General features: G+C 45.2%; 12 protein-coding genes and 1 tRNA gene. 4 read left to right on the top strand and 9 right to left on the bottom strand.

The annotated features are described in order from the left end of the window. The first annotated feature begins 111 nt into the window (after positions 1–111). Both H6550_06890 and H6550_06885 read left to right on the top strand, forming a co-directional pair. The gene (locus H6550_06890) at positions 112–1494 is read left to right on the top strand and encodes a DUF58 domain-containing protein (GenBank protein ID MCB9045848.1); all 1383 of its coding nucleotides are present in this window, start codon (positions 112–114) and stop codon (positions 1492–1494) included. Between the two features lie 65 nt (positions 1495–1559). Beyond that, positions 1560–2060, top strand: a complete 501-nt coding sequence (locus H6550_06885; GenBank protein MCB9045847.1) for a hypothetical protein — start codon at positions 1560–1562, stop codon at positions 2058–2060. 25 nt (positions 2061–2085) lie between these two features. On the opposite strand, the gene H6550_06880 is transcribed toward H6550_06885, so the two are convergent. The 4 genes from H6550_06880 to H6550_06865 are packed head-to-tail and all read right to left on the bottom strand — an operon-like array spanning position 2086 to position 5947. After that, positions 2086–2796, bottom strand: a complete 711-nt coding sequence (locus tag H6550_06880) for a hypothetical protein (protein ID MCB9045846.1) — start codon at positions 2794–2796, stop codon at positions 2086–2088. Further along, entirely contained in the window at positions 2777–3280 is a 504-nt protein-coding gene (locus H6550_06875) for a hypothetical protein (GenBank protein MCB9045845.1), read from the bottom strand. Before H6550_06875 ends, H6550_06880 begins: the two co-directional genes overlap by 20 nt. After that, complete coding sequence (locus tag H6550_06870; protein MCB9045844.1) at positions 3273–3548, bottom strand: hypothetical protein; 276 nt, start codon at positions 3546–3548, stop codon at positions 3273–3275. The genes H6550_06875 and H6550_06870 overlap by 8 nt, the downstream gene beginning before the upstream one ends. Then, complete coding sequence (locus H6550_06865) at positions 3548–5947, bottom strand: phenylalanine--tRNA ligase subunit beta (GenBank protein ID MCB9045843.1); 2400 nt, start codon at positions 5945–5947, stop codon at positions 3548–3550. Before H6550_06865 ends, H6550_06870 begins: the two co-directional genes overlap by 1 nt. 410 nt (positions 5948–6357) lie before the next feature. Here H6550_06865 and dnaB point away from each other — a divergent pair, with 410 nt between their 5' ends. Then, positions 6358–8019, top strand: a complete 1662-nt coding sequence (dnaB, locus tag H6550_06860; protein MCB9045842.1) for a replicative DNA helicase — start codon at positions 6358–6360, stop codon at positions 8017–8019. Between the two features lie 78 nt (positions 8020–8097). Here the strand turns inward: dnaB and H6550_06855 are convergent, their stop codons facing one another. From H6550_06855 to H6550_06835, 5 genes are all read right to left on the bottom strand, one after another. Beyond that, positions 8098–10272: a T9SS type A sorting domain-containing protein gene (locus H6550_06855; protein MCB9045841.1), complete on the bottom strand. Its 2175-nt coding sequence runs from the start codon at positions 10270–10272 to the stop codon at positions 8098–8100. A gap of 108 nt (positions 10273–10380) precedes the next feature. Further along, entirely contained in the window at positions 10381–12552 is a 2172-nt protein-coding gene (locus H6550_06850; GenBank protein ID MCB9045840.1) for a T9SS type A sorting domain-containing protein, read from the bottom strand. A 556-nt stretch (positions 12553–13108) separates the two neighbouring features. After that, positions 13109–17278 carry a T9SS type A sorting domain-containing protein gene (locus H6550_06845; GenBank protein ID MCB9045839.1) on the bottom strand — a complete coding sequence of 1390 codons (4170 nt, stop codon included), beginning with the start codon at positions 17276–17278 and terminating at the stop codon, positions 13109–13111. A 414-nt stretch (positions 17279–17692) separates the two neighbouring features. Beyond that, a tRNA-Leu gene (locus H6550_06840) sits at positions 17693–17776 on the bottom strand. Positions 17777–17840: 64 nt separating this feature from the next. Then, positions 17841–18809 carry an acyl transferase gene (locus H6550_06835; GenBank protein ID MCB9045838.1) on the bottom strand — a complete coding sequence of 323 codons (969 nt, stop codon included), beginning with the start codon at positions 18807–18809 and terminating at the stop codon, positions 17841–17843. Positions 18810–18856: 47 nt separating this feature from the next. Here H6550_06835 and H6550_06830 point away from each other — a divergent pair, with 47 nt between their 5' ends. Continuing rightward, positions 18857–19318: a hypothetical protein gene (locus tag H6550_06830; GenBank protein ID MCB9045837.1), complete on the top strand. Its 462-nt coding sequence runs from the start codon at positions 18857–18859 to the stop codon at positions 19316–19318. Positions 19319–19494: the final 176 nt, after the last annotated feature.

Below are 19494 nucleotides of genomic sequence, written 5' to 3'. Positions count from 1 at the left end.
TGTTTATTTGAATAAATGTACGATACACAATGGTTTCACCCAACAACATTTCAGGCTGTTTTAACAGATTATTGATATACAATTGCTTATTTTTCGTTCTTACAATAATCTATGTCCTGGAAGAAAACAAAATGGCTGTTCAGGTATTACGCACAATACTTTCCGTTTACCATCAACACTTTATTTTGTGTGGTGGCAGCTTATTTCAGTTACAGGCTATTATACAGTCCTGCGTCTGATACAGATCCTGAGGCTTTCCGCCCCTTTATTATGCTCATGGGCAAGATGGTATTCTGGTTCATCATCGTGCTTATCTGTGCTTCTGTGCTGAGTACGCTCATTAGCTGGCTGTACTACATGTGGCTATACAAAAAAGGTAAGGCAAGGCTTGAACTGAACTTTGTAACCAAAACAGCAGAAGGTAAAAAGAACAAGCTATACATGGATGCACTACTGTATAGTGCTAAACGTCCTTTGCTGGGTTTTATTAAAGGGCGGCTTTTTTACGACGACCATCACATGACGGATAAATTCAGCCTGCTATCCAACAAAAGAAAAGAGAACAGCATCTGGCCAGTTGCCGTAACAGGACGCAACAGGATGGAGCTACCTGACATAAAAGAATACGAACTGAGAGGTGGGTTCATCTATTTTCATGATATGCTGCATTTGTTCTCGCTGGCTGTGCACCAACCCGTAAAAGGACAGTTTCACCAGCCGCCTGTTCTGCGCAAGAAGGAGGATAAAGATGTAGCTCCTAAAAAAACGGAGAATACAGATGTACGTATCGACCAGCTGAGACGTGTAGAAGGCGAATACCTGAACTATAAAGATTTTGAAGCGGGTGATGACGTACGCAGAATAGTATGGAAGGTATATGCAAAGAACAGAGAACTGGTGGTTCGTATCCCTGAACGGTTTGAGCCATTTGCATCGCACCTGTATTTCTATGCTTCCTTTTACGCACCTGTAAAAACACAGTGGATAGGGGATGGCTACATGAAAGAGATGCTGAACTATTACAAAAACAACATCTGGACTGTGTATGATACATTAGCGGCAAAAGAATGGGCTATGCGCTACATTCCCGACCAATCCTTTAACCTGCCGGAGCACCTTACCGATGCCGAACGCAGCTCAAGGATCATCAGCAACAGCTCCTGGCACAAAGACAAAAGCCTGCAGGAATACTTCAACCCGAAACAGGGAACCGTACTATGTATATCTTCATTTACCGACCCTCACGAACTGGATAATCTGCTGAGCGAATGCAACGAGTCAACAGTTGTGTACTTTGTAAAACTTTCGCGTACTTTCAAACATTTCGTTGCCCTCAACTGGATCAGGCGTATCATCTTCCTCCCTCCCAAAGACAGACTGAACAAGCTACGCACTACCTGGACCTTCTCCCCTGCCCGGTTTAGGATACAAAAACGCGAAAAAGAGCTGGAAGAAGTGATAAAACGCTCAGGTGTTACAACTGCTACGCTGTAATTAATCATTAATTCATAACAGCTAAACAGCATTTTTGCTACTTTACAGCAACAAAATCCATAAATATGTTAGATCAATTGATGCAGATAGTGCAACAAAATGCACAAAGTTCAATAGTAGAGAACGACAATGTGCCTAATCAATACAACGAAGCCGTGATGCAGGAAGCCGGCACGAGCATTTTTTCGGGCTTGCAAAACATGATGAACAGCGGCAACATGGACCAGGTAAGTAGCCTGTTCAGCAATGGCAACAATGCAGGCGACAGCAATATAGTCAACCAACTGTCGGGAAATTTTATAGATAGCATTACTCAGAAATTCGGTATTGACAAAGGTGCTGCATCCGGCATTGCTGCGTCACTCATACCCCAAGTCATCAATTCGCTGACAAAGAAAGCTAACGACCCCAACGATAACAGCATCGGCCTTTCAGGTATCTTGTCTTCGTTACAAGGCAATGGCGGTATATCAAATACCATCAATAGTGTAGGAGGTATGCTGGGATTGGATAAAGACAAAGACGGCGATGTAGACCTGAATGACATCACAAAGATGTTCAGTTAAAATGTACTTATTGGCAAAAAGCATATTATTGTTTAATATGCTTTGCCTTTTTATCCCATCTCAGGGCATAGCCCAGGTAAATGTTAAAATCAAATATGCTGTTTTTTTCGCCCCTGCCGTAACCGGCTATATAGTATGGTGGCAACTCGGTAAATTTCTTTCCGTTCAACAAGAACTTACCGCGTACACTCCAACCAAGAAATACCTGCTTAATTATTTCTACTCGCACACCGCCCGTTAGCTCTATCCAGTGTGCAGTGAGATTTGTAGCAGGGAATGTACCTGAAACAACTCCCCATGTGCTGTCTGTAATAGAATAGTCAGCTGCACTGCGGTCTATAAAACCTACACCGTATCGCAAACCTATAAAAGCCATATCCCAGTCGTTCTGTCTTAGCCTTGGCAAAAGACTTTTATTAATACCTCCACGAAAAAATATATTGCTGCTTTTGTACGACAGGTCGCTATAGTTTAATGAACCGTTACCCCAACCACCTTCCAACACAAAGAACATGTCTTTACGATGGTAATAGTCAAACTCTATTTCATAGCCTGTCTTTTTCTGTTTGCCATTCTGCAACTGGTTGAACAGCAATTTACCAACATCGAAACCCAGACGCACCTGGTGTGCGCTATCTATAATAGCGTTGCGTTGTTCATCACTTTCATCAGCATCCTGTGCCGCTGCGTGAAGACAAAAACCCAGTAATAATATGCTAATAAAATACTTTAACATGGATCACGTCTTTGGTACCATTCACTTCGGCGGCCTCTACTCTGGCCGAGTCAATAATATTTTTGGTAACAGATAAATATTGCAACGAATACTTCATGGTATAGCCACACCCTGTTGACAAAAATACAGGTACTCGCTGGTAGTAAAAAACGATCGTATCCTTTGCGTCGGGGAAATTCGTATCCGGGGCAATGAACCATCTGGTACTATCTGCAACTGACGACAATGGCCCCGTAAAACTGTTTGATGGAGCTTTCCCATCTGCAAACCAGATAGCTGTATCTACATACCCGACTTGGGGTGATGGTAGCTTCACTGCTACACCCGCACTACCTGTATCAGCTGCATTGCAGGTTTGCATGGTCAGAAAATACCGCCTGGGCACCAGGCAGGGGTTACGGCCATCTCCACTCTTATTGCAGCCTGCAACTGAAGTGCCCGCAATAATTAACAATATGAGTAAGATATTATTCGGCTTAGTCATTGAGTGATGCCAGTAGTTTATCAATGTCTCCTATCAACGTGTTAAGTTGTTTTTTCACGGCGGCCTTATCTTCTTTGGCAGTTATTGCGTCAGCTGTTTTTGCTGTATTCAGTTCATCTTCCAGGCTGGCCACTTTTTTGTTCAATACCAACAACGTCTCGTTTTGTGCACGCATAGTCTGTAGCAGGTCGTTATGTTCGGCCTGCAAAGCCGTGTATTTCTTCAGCAGCTTCTCCAGTTTGGTATGTAACAATGCCAGTTCCTGCATTACTCCCTGATTTGTGCCTGTAGCTCCTTTTTATATGTTGTTATCAATTGCTGCATCAGGCCATCAGTCTCTTCATCTGTTAAAGTACGGTCTTGCAACTGAAAAATATAATTCAACGCATATGACTTTTTACCTGCACCCAGTTTCTCACTTTCAAACACGTCAAATAAGCCATACTCCTGCAAAGATGCGATATTCAGTTTATTTGTTGCTTGCTGTACCTGCTGGTAAGTGATATTTTTATCCAGTACTATCGCCAGGTCGCGATGTACAGCCGGGTACTTAGGCACTTCTGTGTACTTTATCTTACTTACTGCTACTGCCTGCATCCATACGTCCCAGTTAATAGCTGCAAAAAATACAGGTTGTTTGATGTCAAATGCATGTAATTTCCTACTATTCACTTCCTCTATAGTTGCCAGTGTTTGTTTCTTCCATTGCAACACCAGCCCGATATCGGTATAGTTCTCAGCTATCTTTTTTATTCCTGCATAGGTAGCAAGATTGTTCACAACCCCTTTCACATAATAAACATCTGCGTCCTGTTCTTTCTGGTTCCAGCTTCCTACGTGGGTTTTGCCCGTTACATATAGCGCCAGTTGATGCTGCTCTGCGTAACCATTTTCACTGGTACCATATATTTTGCCAAATTCAAAGAAAGCCAGGTTCGTGTTCTTACGGTTGCAGTTATACTGTATCACTTCCAGTCCGCTCTCCAGCATCGAAGGACGCAACACATCCAGTTCACTGGTCAGGCTGTTCAGCATCTTCACCATACCTTCTTGTTCAGGATAGTATTTGCTGTTCACGATAGAGTTGGTTACCAGTTCACTAAAGCCCATACCACAGAGAATATCCGCCAGTTTGTTCCTGTCGTCCCTGTCGTTCGCCATAGGACGGGTCAGACTCATGTTCAGTTTATCCGGTATCGGAATGTTATCCAGTCCGTCCATTCTCAATACCTCCTCAACAATATCCGCAGGCTGGCTCACATCTGTTTTATTTGTAGGTACGGTAACCGTAAAACCTTCTTCATTTTCTTTTTCAATCACAAATCCCATCGAGGTCATCAGTCCTTTTACCGCCTCTTTATCATATTCCTTACCACTCAGCTTAGTAATATAGGTATAGGTAACATCAACAGATACCCGTGCCAATGGCTGAGGATATACATCTGTAATATCCGAAGCTATGGTTCCTCCTGCCAGTTCTGCCATCATAGTTGCAGCACGTATCAAGGCAGGCTCCAGGTTATTGATGTCCACTCCTTTCTCAAAATGAGTAGCAGCATCCGTACGCAGCCCGTAACTCATGGAGGTCCGGCGTATATGCATAGGATCAAAGTAAGCACTCTCGATAAAGATGTTGGTTGTAGCATCTGTAACGCCACTGTGCGCGCCACCAAACACTCCTGCGATACACATACCTTCACTGGCATCGCATATCATCAGGTCGCTGTCATTCAGTTTGCGTTCCTGCTCATCCAGTGTTACAAACTTTGTACCCTTAGGCAAAAACTGAACATTGACAGCATTTCCCTTTATCTTATCTGCATCAAAAGCGTGTAGTGGTTGTCCCCATTCGTGCAACACATAGTTGGTGATGTCTACAATGTTATTGATAGAACGTACGCCGATCGCCTGTAAACGTTGTTTCAGCCAGTCCGGAGAAGGTTCTACTTTCACACCCTTTACATCAATACCCATATACCTTGGACAGGCATCTGTATTATGCACATTTATCGTAATGCCTGATGCTTTACCAATCGACTCAAGCTTAGTTTCAGGTAACTTCACTTCATACTTCTTACCCTTATGATAGGATAGATATGCAGCCACATCTTTAGCCACGCCTATGTGGCTCATTGCGTCAGAGCGGTTAGGCGTTAAGCCGATATGTATCGCTGTATCTGCCGCCGGAATATTGAAATAGTCTTTGGCAAGCATGCCCACCTGCGCCTCTGCAGGCAGTATCATTATTCCATCATGGCCTGTACCCAGGCCTATCTCATCCTCTGCACATATCATACCCTCGCTGGCTTCACCACGTATTTTAGCTTTCTTTATAGGGAAAGATTCACCACTGGTCGGGTGAACTGTACTGCCCACGGGCGCCACAACCACCTTTTGCCCGGCAGCAACGTTAGGTGCCCCGCACACAATGTGCAGGGGTTCATCGCCCCCGATATTTACCGTTGTCACCTTCAGTTTGTCTGCTCCGGGGTGCTTTTCACAAGTCAAAACTTCGCCGATAACCAACCCTTCCAGGCTGCCTTTCACTACTTCCGCAGGCTCCAGTGCCTCTACTTCCAATCCTATTGATGTCAGGATATCAGACAATTCGCCCAACGCTACGGGCTCCTGCATATAGTCCAATAACCAATTATATGATATTACCATTACCTATGTCCTGTTTCTGAGATCGGGTGTAAAGATAACCCATCGTTATAGCAAATCGCATCCTTTAAAAGAAATCCTTCGCAAAACCTTTTATTAACAGCATATTGTGAGTTATATGTGAATATATGTGATTTTCGCATCATAAAAGTTCGTAACTTTAATACATATCAATAATACAATAGAATAAGCTGTGGAAAAGCTGTTGACGGATGGCTGAAAATTATATTTTTCTCAAACCTCGGCAAGTCTCATTTTTCCGATTACATTCGTTTTCCGCTATCGCAATTAACACTCCGGTAATGCCACGTTAACGATTAGGACACGTTTCCGTAACATAGAAAATGGCAAAACAGGGCTGGTAGCGGATGGATAATTTTTGATTTACAATAAAAAACGTACACTAACCCACAATGGCAGTAAACATAAAAAAAGAATTCGGAGGCACTCGCAGCCGCAAACCGGATGTTTCTACACTTGTATATGGCAAAATACCACCTCAGGCACCAGAACTGGAAGAAGCTATACTGGGCGCTATTATGCTGGAAAAGGATAAGCTGGCAGAGGTATTGGAGATCATACAGAGTGTAGAATGCTTTTATGTAGACGCTAACCAGAAGATATATGCGAGCATCCGCCGGCTGTTCGATAAGGGTATGCCTGTCGACCTGCTGACCGTAACGGAAGAACTCAGGAAAAGCAATGAACTGGAAATTGTTGGCGGGCCTTACTACCTGACCAACCTGACCATGAATGTGGTTTCCAGTGCGCACGTAGAGTCGCATGCTCGTATCGTGATGGAAAAGTTCATTCAGCGCGAACTGATACGTATTTCCGGCGAGATCATCAGCAATGCCTATGAAGATAGCTCTGACGTATTCGACCTGCTGGATAAGGCTGAGAGCAGCCTATACGAGATAACAGACAATCACCTGCGTAAGAACTTCACCAGCCTGAAAGATGTATTGGTGAGAACTGTACAAGAGATAGAGGAAGCCAAGAATAAAAAAGACGACCTTACCGGTGTTCCTACCGGATTTAAAGACCTCGATAAGCTTACTTCCGGCTGGCAAAAGACCGACCTTATTATCCTTGCAGCACGTCCTGCGGTGGGTAAAACGGCATTCTGTCTTAACCTGACCATGAATGCAGCTATGCACTCACCGGATCCATTCCCTGTAGCCTTCTTCTCACTTGAGATGGGTTCAGGACAGTTGGTAAAAAGGATGCTCGCAGCCGTGACAGAGGTAGGCATGGAGGCTATTACAAAGGGACGTATGCAGGAGCACGAATTTGTGCAGATGACGCAACGTATGAACAAACTGGCATCTGCGCCTATCTATCTTGACGACCAGGCAGCTCTGAACATATTCGAATTGCGCGCCAAGGCAAGGAGGTTGAAACAGAAACACGACATCAAAATGATCGTGATAGATTACCTGCAGCTAATGCAGGGCAGTAACGAGAAAGGCGGCAACCGTGAGCAGGAAATATCTAAAATTTCCCGCGACCTGAAAGCACTGGCAAAAGAACTGGAAGTTCCTATTATTGCACTGTCCCAGTTGAACCGTTCTGTTGAATCAAGAAAAGAATCTAAAGTGCCCCAGTTGAGTGACCTGCGTGAATCAGGAGCCATCGAGCAGGATGCAGATATGGTAATGTTCCTGTACCGTCCTGAATACTACGGCATCAACAACGACGAAATGGGACAGCCTATTGAAGGGGAAACCCATATACACGTAGCCAAACACCGTAACGGTAGTACCGATACCGTAAAAGTCCGCTTCATAAAAGAATACCAAAAGTTTACCGACATGCCTGACGATGGCTTTGGTGGTTTTGGTGGCGGAGGCAACTTCGGTGGTGGATTTAACCCACCTGCAGGAGACAACCCGCAAGCGGGCATTAAAGGCCGCGATACCAGCGATTTCGGTGGTTCCAAGATGTACATACAGGGCGGCTACCAGACCCTTCCTTCAAAGGCCAATGATTTCAACCTGGATGACGACGACATGATGCCTCCACAAAAATTCAACAGGCCAAGGCCGGAAGAGGATGACGACGCACCATTTTAATACAGTCTGACTAAATGGAATTCCATACGATGGCCCCGTAAAAACGGGGCCTTTGTTATACTTACTATTCGTAAACGGCTATTGTTTTATCCATTTCATTACAGATGTATTGCCTTCACCTGTTGACAGGCGAACCACATACATACCACCGGCCAGGTTGCCGGCAGGGAGTGCAATACTATGCTCGCCTTTAGCATAGTTACCATCAACAGACCACACCACTTTGCCGGTAACATCGGATACAGTCACGTTCACATCAGCATCAGCTTTCAGTGACATATTAACGTGCGCGGTGTTGCCCGAAGGGTTAGGCACTATAGACACAGCATTTATCTTTGCAACTACACCTGCTACACCGTTCGACTGCTGTAATGTACCCGTTGCTTCTACCTGGTTAATGTCATAACGCTCAACACCATCTTTATCAATAAGCACAGTATTAACAAAGCTAAGCTGATAATGTGCACCAATTGTCAGCGATGTAGGCACGGTAAAATTAAGGGTGCCTATCGTTCCCTGGCCTGAAACGTTTTGCTGGTTGGTGCGACCCAGTACCCAGTCCACTGTTGTATTATTTACCCCATAATTGAAGTTAACAGCACTGCTGCTGTTATCCAGCCAGCTGTTGTTGTTAGTGATGGTTGGCGCTGCTGTAAGCGGCAAGCCATCAAGTTGTACCTGGGTTGCAATGGCGTAAATATTGTTGATGGATTGTGTTGACGAACCCAGTTTTATCGGTATAGATACATGCGCACCCGGTGTCATATTAATGCCGGTCATATCAAAATACAGGTCATTAATCCCTGTAGTTTTACTCCTTCCCCCCTTTGGATGTGAGAGTGAATAGTTAGCAGTTACAGCAGTAAGGTCTGAGTTATTTACAGTACCATCACCATTACAGTCAGCATGCTTCATATTGGTATTGTTGGTCACCAATGTTGTCGCCCAGTTAGCACAATACTGTGGTGTCCAACTTATGGTGGCACCCGTCCTGGTAGGTCCTGTTTGTCCGGCCGCTATAGCAATAGCCAGCGGGTCGTATATATTCACCGTAAAGTCTCCATTGGCGTCGCCTGGCCACACTGTATCTGCATTGCACTGGCGGGTACGTACCAACACCGAATATTCTGCTTTTGAACTGGGACATGCATTATCCCTGGCTTTTACTGTTACGTAAAAATATGGTAGCGTAGCAGGGTTCAAAACAGAGGGTGTAGACCATGTGATAGTGGCAGACGCAGACGGGCTGCCATTTGAAATGACCTTGTTGAAAGTCCATCCTGTCAAAGCAGGTGTAACCACATCTAAATAAACAGAATCTGTACTGGTTGGGTCAGTAAAATTAAGTACAATACTATTGGATGATTGTCCCGGGCAGGTATACACAAAGGTAGGGTTGGTTGTACTTTGTTTAGGGTAAGATAACTTTGGTGTAGACGGTACTACAGCGAATGTTATGTCCCTGATATAACTACCCACCTTAACACCATGCCTGTATTCTTCTACTACAAAGGCTACATCAAACATCCCCTGGGTAGGTGACTTCAACATTAACGTATGAGTTGCAGCATCAATTTTGCATATGCCGCCAGGCCCCAACGGATTGGTAAGTGAATACGGCAACGGGGCATAAGTTATTGACGTTCCTACTGCTGATAATGGCTCAATTATCTTGTAAGCTATACTATCGCCATCCGGGTCTATTGTTTGCAGCGGGATCACAGCCGTATCATTTGCCGATATATAGTACGAAGGAGCAGTGGTCATCCTCGCATTTGAGTTGATAGCAGCTGTATTGTCCAACCATGTATCAATGTAAAAGCTCTGACCTGAAGCGCCGTTTAATATACCTGAAATGCGGCAACAATTTTGCCAGCTGATATGCCAGTCACTGGCCTGTGAGGGTAAGGTTATCGTACTTTTGAATTTCGCCTGTATATACCCGGGCAAAGTGCCGGTAGTTGGATTATGACAAAAATTTGTGCTGCTGGGACAATTAATATCGATCGTATCAAACCCAATGAAAGTAAGGGCCTGCGTAAAACTGGTTGCGTTATTAACAGATTGAACATTAATAGTAACAGAATTAGGCAAAGGTGCCCCTGCAGTGCTTTCACAAACTTTGTACACAGTCAGGTACACATCATAATTAGTCCCATTGAATTCATACCTGATCTCTCCGCCTGAGAAGTGAGAGGCATATGTACTGAACGTACACAAAAAACAAATCAGTAACTGTATCAACTTTTTCATAGAGACTATTTTGGAACGTTACATATAAACTTCAAATTCAAAAATAATAATACTTACTCACGTACAACAAAAAGAAAACTAAATGACTACATTGTTGTACTTAGTACATCATTGTTTTATCCATTTCATTACAGACGCATTGCCTTCACCTGTTGACAGGCGAACCATATACATACCACCGGCCAGGTTACCGGCAGGTAGTGCTATACTTTGTTCCCCTTTAGTATAGTTATCATTAACAGACCAAACCACTTTGCCGGTAACATCCAATACCGTTACATTCACATCAGCATCAGCTTTCAGTGACATATTAAGGTATGCCGTATTACCGGAAGGATTGGGTACTATTGACACAGCACTGATGCGGGCAGCTACACCTGCTATGCCGTTCGACTGCTGTACAGCACCTGTGGCATCTACCTGGTTAATGTCATAACGCTCAGCACCATCCTTGTCTATAAGCACAGTATTGGTAAAACTCAATGTAAAGTTATCTCCTATTTTCGCCGTTGCAGGCACCATAAAGTTGAGTGTACCTATCGTTCCCTGGCCCGAAACATTTTGCTGGTTGGTGCGGCCCAATACCCAGTCAACGGCTGTGGCACTTGCGCCATAGCTGAAGTTGATAGCATTGCTGCCATTATCCAGCCAGCTGTTATTATTGGTTATGGCAGGAGCAGTAGAAAGCGATAAACCATTCAACTGCACCTGTGTGGCAATGGCATATACATTACTGATGGTTTGAGTGGACGACCCCAGTTTTATGGGTATGGACACATAAGCACCCGGAGCCATATTGACACCAGTCATATCAAAATACAGGTCATTGGCACCTGTAGTTTTGCTCCTTCCTCCCTTGGGATGAGAAAGTGAGTAGTTGGCCGTTACTGCTGCAAGGTCTGAGCTATTTACAGTACCATCACCATTACAGTCGGCATGTTTCATGTTAGTATTGTTGGTCACAAACGAGTTGGCCCAGTTAGGACAAGCCTGTGCTGTCCAACTGGTGCTGGCTCCCGGCCTGGTTGGCCCTGTCTGGCCGGCTGCTATGGCAATGGCCAGCGGGTCATATATATTCACTGTAAAATCACCATTGGCATCACCCGGCCATACCGAGTCTGCTGTGCACTGGCGGGTACGCACCACAACAGCGTAGTCTGCAACAGCTTTAGGACAGCCATTGTCCCTGGCCCTTACTTTAATGAAGAAGTGAGGTAGTGTTGCCGGGTTGAGTGTACCCGGTGTAGTCCAGTTGATGGTAGCGGAAGCGGACGGAATACCCGGTGTAACACTGGTGCTGAATGTCCAGCCGCTTAATGTCGGTGTTGTTACATCTAAGTATACAGAATCTGTACTGGTCGGATCCACAAAGTTCAGAACAATGCTGTTGGTTGTCTGGCCCGGACATGTGTAATAAGTGAAGCTGGTAGTAGAGGTAGGAGCTGGAATAGTTATACCTGAACCTGTGCCCGGCATCACCGCCAATGTGAACTCCCTGATATACTCCCCAACCAGTACACTGTTGCGGTATTCCCGCACACGCAGGCCAATAGCAAATGTACCCGTTGCAGGTGAGTTAAGCGTGAGTGTATTATTAGTGGTATTGATAGTGGCTGTACCTGTGCTTCCTAATGGGGCAGTTGCAGAGTACCCTGCCGCATATGTAGCATTAGATCCCGAGGCTGTCAAAGGAGCCACAAGGTCATACACCAGCGCATCTCCCTCGGGGTCTATGGCCTGCAGAGGAATGATTGTTGGTGTATTGACCAACATAAAGTAAGAAGGTGAGCTGGCCATCAATGGGTTTGAGTTGATAGCTGTACTGTTGTCAATATTTGTATACAGGTACATCTGTGCACTTGCGCCTGAATTCAGGTTCACAAGGCTGCTGATCCTGGCAGCACTGGTATACGACACCACCCAGTCGGTAGCAGCCGTGGGCAAAGACATGGTGCCTTTAAAACGTGCCGTAATATAACCGGGTATGGCTGAAGTAGGATTAATACAACGACTTGCGCTGAGCGGGCAACTCACATTAACCGTATCAAAACCCAGGAAAGTAAGGTTGACATTTGCATTGTATGTTTGAGATACGGACGATACATTTATTGTAGCCGCGTTGGTGAGCGACGCACCACCTTCGCATATTTTGTATAAAGACAAGTACACATCATAGTTCGTTCCGTTGAATTCGTACCGGATCTCTCCGCCTGAAAAGTGAGAGGCATATGAGGTGCAGGTAAATATGAATCCGGATAAGAGTAGTAACAGCTTTTTCATGTGGTATATAAATTTGCGATTATATTGGGTAGAGGGCTAAAATACCCGGATGGTTGGGGTAAATCATAAAAAAACCTAACATTTCTGTAACAAATAACAAATTAACACTATCTGTGTAGCTATTTTTAATCAGCGGTTAAACAATTAATTATCAATCAGTAACCGGACATTTTGTTAAGTTATTAATGTCTATTCAATTGCCTTAACGAGCTCACAAGTTCGGTTGTTAAGTTATTAATGTCTATTCAATTGCCTTAACGAGCTCACAAGTTCGGTTGTTAAGTTATTAATGTCTATTCAATTGCCTTAACGAGCTCACAAGTTCGGTTGTTAAGTTATTAATGTCTATTCAATTGCCTTAATGAGCTCACAAGTTCGGTTGTTAAGTAATGTTAAGTAAATCATGGTAGTCAGTTTACTTAACAATCCTCCCGAAGCACTACTTTCCGATAGTATCAAAGAACTTTCCGACAACAACACCGGACATACAAATATACGTATTTTTGCTATTTTAGACAAATATAAATCAGGACTGATAGCTATCGGATTTGACTTTTTACTTCTTAATAACCCTCCCCGCTACACTACCATTTACTTTGATGATATATACACCCGCGGCAAGGCCGCTCATATCAGCCTGTACTTTTTTGCCGCCGCCGGTTTGGCTCAGCACCTGTTTTCCTAACAGGTCGGTTAGGGTGATTTGCTCTATGATGGCAGAGGATGTAACCGTAATAGTACCACTGGTAGGATTTGGATAAATACGGATATTATTGTCACGGACAATATCCTCAACACCCAGCCTTATCTCCAGCTTGATGCAGTTGCTCAGTGCCGTATCAGGGTTCGGGCAGGCATAGTCGCTGGTAATCAGTACGCAGATATTATCACCATTGGTGAGGAAGTTAGCATTGGCGCCCCATGTTTTGCCTGTGGCGCCGCCTACACTTTGCCCGTTGCGTTTCCACTGGTACTTCGGATTGCTTCCCGCATCTTTCGGGTCTGCCGTAAAGTTGATCGGCTCATTAGGGAATAAAGAAGGACCTGCATCGGCACTGATGGTCACGCTTGGGGTTTTCAGATCCTGTACCACCATTTTTATGGCATTGCTGGTATCGGTAAAAGTAGTAGCACAGGTGCCTATGCTCACCATCAGGCAGGTCACCTCATCACCGTTCTTTAAGCCTGTGGTGGTATAGCTGGCTGTTGTCACTCCCTTGCTGGCTCCGTTCACCCGCCAGTCGTAGCCCACGCTGCCACCGTTGGTAGGTATGGCGGTGAATATAGCTTTTTGCCCGTCACATATCGTAGTGCCCGGTGTGGGGTAAATGCTCACATTCGGGTCGGTATTGACTACCACTACCACGCTGTCGGTATCTGATATACAACCATTCAGGTTGGCGAATACATAGTAGGCTCCGGCATAGTTCAGTTGCATATAGTTGCGGGTTGGGTTTTGGGTATATTCATAATACCCTGCCGGGCCGTACCATGTGTAGTTAGCGCCGTTGATGGTAGTAGCAGTTAGTTGCAGGTCCTGGTGGGCGCATAGCGGACTGTTGGGCGCAGCCGCTGTTGGCTTCGCTGGTTTGGGTAGTACGGTTACCGTTACCGTATCTCGGTTGCTGCAACCATTAATGGTTACCGTGCTGATATAGTCTCCCGCATGTGTACTCGCTGCATTATTAGTCACCGTAGGGTTTTGTGTAGCCGAACTATAGCCCGGTCCCGTCCATGCATAGCTCACGCCATTGGTGGTGGTGCTGGTTGACAAGTTAATGGTCTTTGTTTCGCACACAGGACTGTTGCTGCCAGCTGTAGGCTTGGCGGGTGTTGGGTTCACTGTTACCGTGGTAGTATCCTTCAGGCTGCAGCCGGTGCTGTTCAGCGTTGCCGTGAGTATATAGTTACCAGCATGGCTCATGGCGGTATTAGCTATCACCGTATCTTCTGCTGAGGAGGTAAAGCTGTTCGGCCCTGTCCATGCCCAGGTAATGCCTGTGCTGGTGCTGCTACCATTCAGCCTTAATGTATCTGTTGTACACACAGGGCTGTTGCTGCTGTTGCTGAAAGATGCCGGATTAGCTTTGATACGTATATCCCAGTCGTTATCTTCTGAGGTGCGTGCGGGATTGCTGCCCACTATGCGAATGCGGTAGCCCGTACCTGCCGTGGTAGCCAATGGTATTACGCAGGTGATGGTATCTTTATCTACCGCTGTTTTGCTGCCTATGGTTACAGGGCTGGCAAAGCTGCCGCTGGCATTGCTCAGTTGCACCGTAAAGCTGTTGCCCGATACAAAGGGCAGGTTAACACCATACACGATATGCACCGTATCGCCCGGGCACCAAACCGTATCGGTAAAAGGCTGTTTCACAAATACCGTAGTATCGGTATAAAACGCTACTAAGTAAGCATCTAAATTTCCTCCGATTGTACTTTGGTAAACATTGCCTATAGATATGTTACTTGTACTGGAAGTACCTGAAGCTAAATATACTACGCCCTCACGGCTACAAGTAAGGCCAACTTCTCCTCCACCTCCAGAAATAACTGAATAGCCATCAACCCCACCATCATTTCCCACACCTCCGTAATAGGTGGCATACCGTAGTTGTCCCCCCGCAGTGAACTCTGCAATAAATGCATCAGAGGCACCGGACCTGCTGGTTTTATAAGCATTATTAGTAGCAACAACAGTATCACTGGATGTAGACCCTCCTATATATATCCTGTTACCCGGACTGATAGCAATCCCCGTTGCATTAGTAGTAGCACCTCCATAATAAGTACCCCATATCCTGTGACCATTAGCACCATTAAACTTCACTAAGAATGCGCAGGAGCCATTTCTGCTGGTGTCATAGGCATTGGGGCTGGCAATATTGGTCGTACTGTAGGTGTACCCTGTTGCATATACCTGCCCGCTGTCATCACAAGCAATATTGTATATCCTATCATTATTGCTGCCTCCATAATAACTGCACCATAATAATGAACCGGAAGGGCTGAACTTGGCTAAGATACCATCACTTAAGTTTGAGCTGTTTACAGGCCCCTGCTGGTACACCCCGCTGGTAGCAAGAGTATTGGTGGTAGTTGAACTTATAAAGGTATTCCCGCCCACAAACACATTATTAGCAGTATCACAACTCACCTTATAAAGTGCCTGTCCATTACTATCGGCAAAATAAGTGCCCCAGAGCCGCTGCCCCGCCCCGTTGAATTTGGCCAGGAAGCCATGTGTACCGTACAAAGGGACCGTACTGCCATAAATAGGAAAATACATAAAACTACCCAGTGTAGATATATTAGTAGCGCTGGTAGTATTGCCGCATATATACACCTGGTTATTCCTGTCACAGGCTATACCCAGGGCATGGTCAATGCCCTGCCCACCATAATAAGTACTCCACTGGCGCTGTCCGGCACTGTTCAGTTTCACCAGGAACCCATCGTCTGTTACATTCTGCATGGGCGGTAGCGGGTAGCTGCCATGTATATCCTGGTGCGCACCCGTAGTGGCAATACCGGTATCACTACAGGTAATACCGCAAAAGTATATATTGCCCAACCTGTCTGTAGCAATGCCGTGCGCTTCTTCCTGGTTTGCCCCACCATAGTAGGTAGCCCATAATCGGTGGCAGCTATCATCAAATTTAGCCACAAAAGCATCAGTATAGGCGCTGCCCGAGAGGCTTGTACGGTAGGCACCACTTGTAGCGATATTATTAGTACTTTGAGTACGACCAGCCATGTATATATACCCATCTAGGCTAGTGGTTATATCATCCGCATCGTCACCAAGGCTGCCACCAAAATATGTGCCCCACCTCAGGTAAGGGTCTATCACTAATGTACCCACGTATTTGCCAATGTCAAAGCTCAGTTCATTACCCCTCAGCTTGTAAGCGGAAGTAACTGCCACGCCACCTTCCTGCACATAACAATAAGGTGCCTGCTCCGTGATACTGCCAAATGGCGTCGTCGCCATAAGTGCGCCATCCACCATCTTCATTTCCGTAGCCCCATCGTAGCGCAACCGTATATCCGCAACATTACCACCCGGGTACACAATAAAGTCGTATTTCAAATTTCCCCTCTCGGGAAGGGTTAGGGCTGGGTGCTCACTCGTGCCGGATAGTTTTTGATTTTCACTTTTCCCTTTTGAATTCTCATCAACGTAGTAGATGAGGTCTATCCCCGGGTAAATATCCTTATAAATAACTCTTTTATATCCCTTCGCCATCACACCATTTTCACCCGTATGCGCCGTGTAATAATTCTCATAATAACCCGTCGGCTCCTCAAACACTACCTCTGCATTCTTATTCGCCCCCACCAGCGTCACATCCATCCTGTATATCTCGATATTAGATGGTTGATCCTGGATATCGGATGTTGGATCAACACTTCCCCTCTTGAGAGGGGTTAGGGGTGTGTCTTCACTCGCGCCAAACTTTTGGGTTTTGCCTTCTGACTTTTGACCTTGCCCCGCAACCCACTGATAATGCAGTTGCCCGTCCCCTATAAACATCGTCACGCCACCCGCCTCTATCTTAGCGTCTATATCAGGTCTTGCTCCATGATACTGGTCTGTCACCTGCCCTTTGTTGGCAATAAATTGAGTGGAAGCTGAGTTTGCGATGTTATTCCCCTCTTTGGAAGAGGCATGCAAACACATCAACAACATGGAAGTAATGAGGTAATTTCTACAGGTGGTCATAGTTCATGTAAGGTTTTCAACATATTAAAGTTACCCAAAAAGCGAATTGGTTGTATGTATTTACTACCCCAATCAAAGCCGTCATGTCGAACACAGGGAGACATCTCCTGAGCACATGCAAGATGCCACATTACTAAACATCATGCAGATCCATTCACTGCGTTCAGAATGACAATAACAATAGTAAAGATCTATTCGAGGCGTCCCCCTATCCCCCTAAAGGCGAGACTAATTATGTGTAAAAAGCTGTTATACTGAACGAAACATCCTGAAGTGAAGTATCTGCCAGGTACCTGCATAAAGCTTCATTACTACACATCATGCAGATCCATTCACTGCGTTCAGTATGACAATAACTATTAAACCATGTATTTTGCTTAAATAACAAGGCCCCTCTCTGAGAGAGGGGCCTTGTGCCCAGGAATGGATTCGAACCATCACACCCTTGCAGGCGCTGCGACCTGAACACAGTGCGTCTACCAATTTCGCCACCTGGGCATTCCGTTCAGGAACTAAAGGGCTGCAAAGATAAGGCAGTTTTATTTACAAACAAATGAAAAATTTATACAACCATCAGGTTGCAACCACGCAGTGCAGAATGGTCGGCACGGCCCAATACTTCAAAGCTCCCATCCGCATATATTCGCCCCATATCATCTGTAGCAATAAAGGCGCAGGAGTGCACATTGGCCAGGTCTATAACGTTGATACACCCGCTGCCCGATGTACTTACATCCAGCGGATCGTTCATATCGCGCACCAATACACGCATAGTAGCAGACGGACGAAATAGTCCATCGTGCGTAGCATATGCCTGCGATAAAAGTTCAGTCATGCCATATTCAGAGTGTACCTGTTTTACGCCCAATTTTTCTTTCAATACATCATGTACCTCACCACGGGTCATCTCCCTGCGCCTGCCTTTCATACCGCCTGTTTCCATTACTATGGTATGTTTCAGTTGCATAGGATGTGCCTCCGCAAAATCGAGCAATGCGAACGTGACACCCAATAACAAAGTGGGTTGCCCGCCAGCTTCCAGTTCTGCCAGCACAGCAGCCAGTTTTTCATATTCGTCCAAATAGAACCCATTAAGTCTGTGCCCGCTTGCCTGCATCAATCTTTCTGCCATATATACCAGCGATGCCCCTCCGCGCTGCAGGTAAGAGGGCAGCAGAGCCAGTATCGCATAATCCTTCACGTCGCCATACTGCTGTGCAAAACCTGTAAAAAGGCTCTCATCATACAATGTCTTATCCTGTACATAATGCCTGCCGGGGATGTCAGAGGTTGTGGTGCTGCTGCTGAATACCAGCGTATCATCATTTATATCGCCGATAACTACTTTATGCGTTTTGTAAAAGCTTACCGGTAAAAAAGGTATACCGGTGATATGATGTACATTGCCGGGAATGATATGCAAAGCATCGGTAAAACGGCGGTAGATATCGTTACGGGCATACTGGTAGCGGAACAGCTCCAGGGCAATATCCTCAAAATTCTGCCCGTTTATACTGCTGAGATATTTAATTGGTTCCTTTTGAAAAATATATCCCACTTTTATTAACTTTGGTAGGTATGAAAAAGTATACGGTACTCTTTGCCTCTATGATCATCATTGCTACATCCTGTAGTAAACCCGGTTCTCCGCTGGAAAAACCGGCTATCGTCTTCAGGGGGATTTCTGACACTATAGTAGTAGACCGTGCAGCCAAAGATACTGTAATAATGAACTTGCGGTATACAATTGCCGTAGACAAAGTAGGCAGCAGTACTACACCTACCATCGTGTACCTGAAAGACTCCCGCGACCAGAACGTGGCTACTTATTCATTGCCCGATGAAATATATACTAAACTGCCGGACGACCAGTTCAACATAAGTGGTGATATTACCCTGAAACTACCTGCATCAACACAATTTGCCCTGAGGCCAGATCACCCTACAGGTGATACCCTTAATTTTGAGATATACATGGAAGATAAGAACGGTACAGGCAGCAATAAGGTGTACTCGCCCAATGTATATATTGTTCCTTAACAGGACCACCTCCCATTATTTTTTAAAATATCTTTAGGCCGCCGGTAACTACAAACCTTGTAGATACAGTAGTTTAATGCCAAAGCAACATTGCCATTTTCAGGGCCTGCTCATTTAAGATATAATTCACTTTTAGTCTTGGCAAAAAAAGTATAAATTGCTAGGTAATCGATCGT

The organism is Chitinophagales bacterium, assembly GCA_020636495.1.
Taxonomy (GTDB): Bacteria; Bacteroidota; Bacteroidia; order Chitinophagales; family Chitinophagaceae; genus UBA5543.
This window is presented reverse-complemented; position numbering and strand designations above follow the sequence as displayed.

What these genes read in the sequence shown, in the direction of transcription:
- H6550_06890 (MCB9045848.1), top strand. Translation starts at nt 112, where the DNA reads ATGTCCTGGAAGAAAACAAAATGGCTGTTCAGGTATTACGCACAATAC.
- H6550_06885 (MCB9045847.1), top strand. Translation starts at nt 1,560, where the DNA reads ATGTTAGATCAATTGATGCAGATAGTGCAACAAAATGCACAAAGTTCA.
- H6550_06875 (MCB9045845.1), bottom strand. Translation starts at nt 3,280, where the DNA reads ATGACTAAGCCGAATAATATCTTACTCATATTGTTAATTATTGCGGGC.
- H6550_06830 (MCB9045837.1), top strand. Translation starts at nt 18,857, where the DNA reads ATGAAAAAGTATACGGTACTCTTTGCCTCTATGATCATCATTGCTACA.
- H6550_06845 (MCB9045839.1), bottom strand. Translation starts at nt 17,278, where the DNA reads ATGACCACCTGTAGAAATTACCTCATTACTTCCATGTTGTTGATGTGT.
- H6550_06880 (MCB9045846.1), bottom strand. Translation starts at nt 2,796, where the DNA reads ATGTTAAAGTATTTTATTAGCATATTATTACTGGGTTTTTGTCTTCAC.
- H6550_06855 (MCB9045841.1), bottom strand. Translation starts at nt 10,272, where the DNA reads ATGAAAAAGTTGATACAGTTACTGATTTGTTTTTTGTGTACGTTCAGT.
- H6550_06865 (MCB9045843.1), bottom strand. Translation starts at nt 5,947, where the DNA reads ATGGTAATATCATATAATTGGTTATTGGACTATATGCAGGAGCCCGTA.
- dnaB (MCB9045842.1), top strand. Translation starts at nt 6,358, where the DNA reads ATGGCAGTAAACATAAAAAAAGAATTCGGAGGCACTCGCAGCCGCAAA.
- H6550_06850 (MCB9045840.1), bottom strand. Translation starts at nt 12,552, where the DNA reads ATGAAAAAGCTGTTACTACTCTTATCCGGATTCATATTTACCTGCACC.
- H6550_06870 (MCB9045844.1), bottom strand. Translation starts at nt 3,548, where the DNA reads ATGCAGGAACTGGCATTGTTACATACCAAACTGGAGAAGCTGCTGAAG.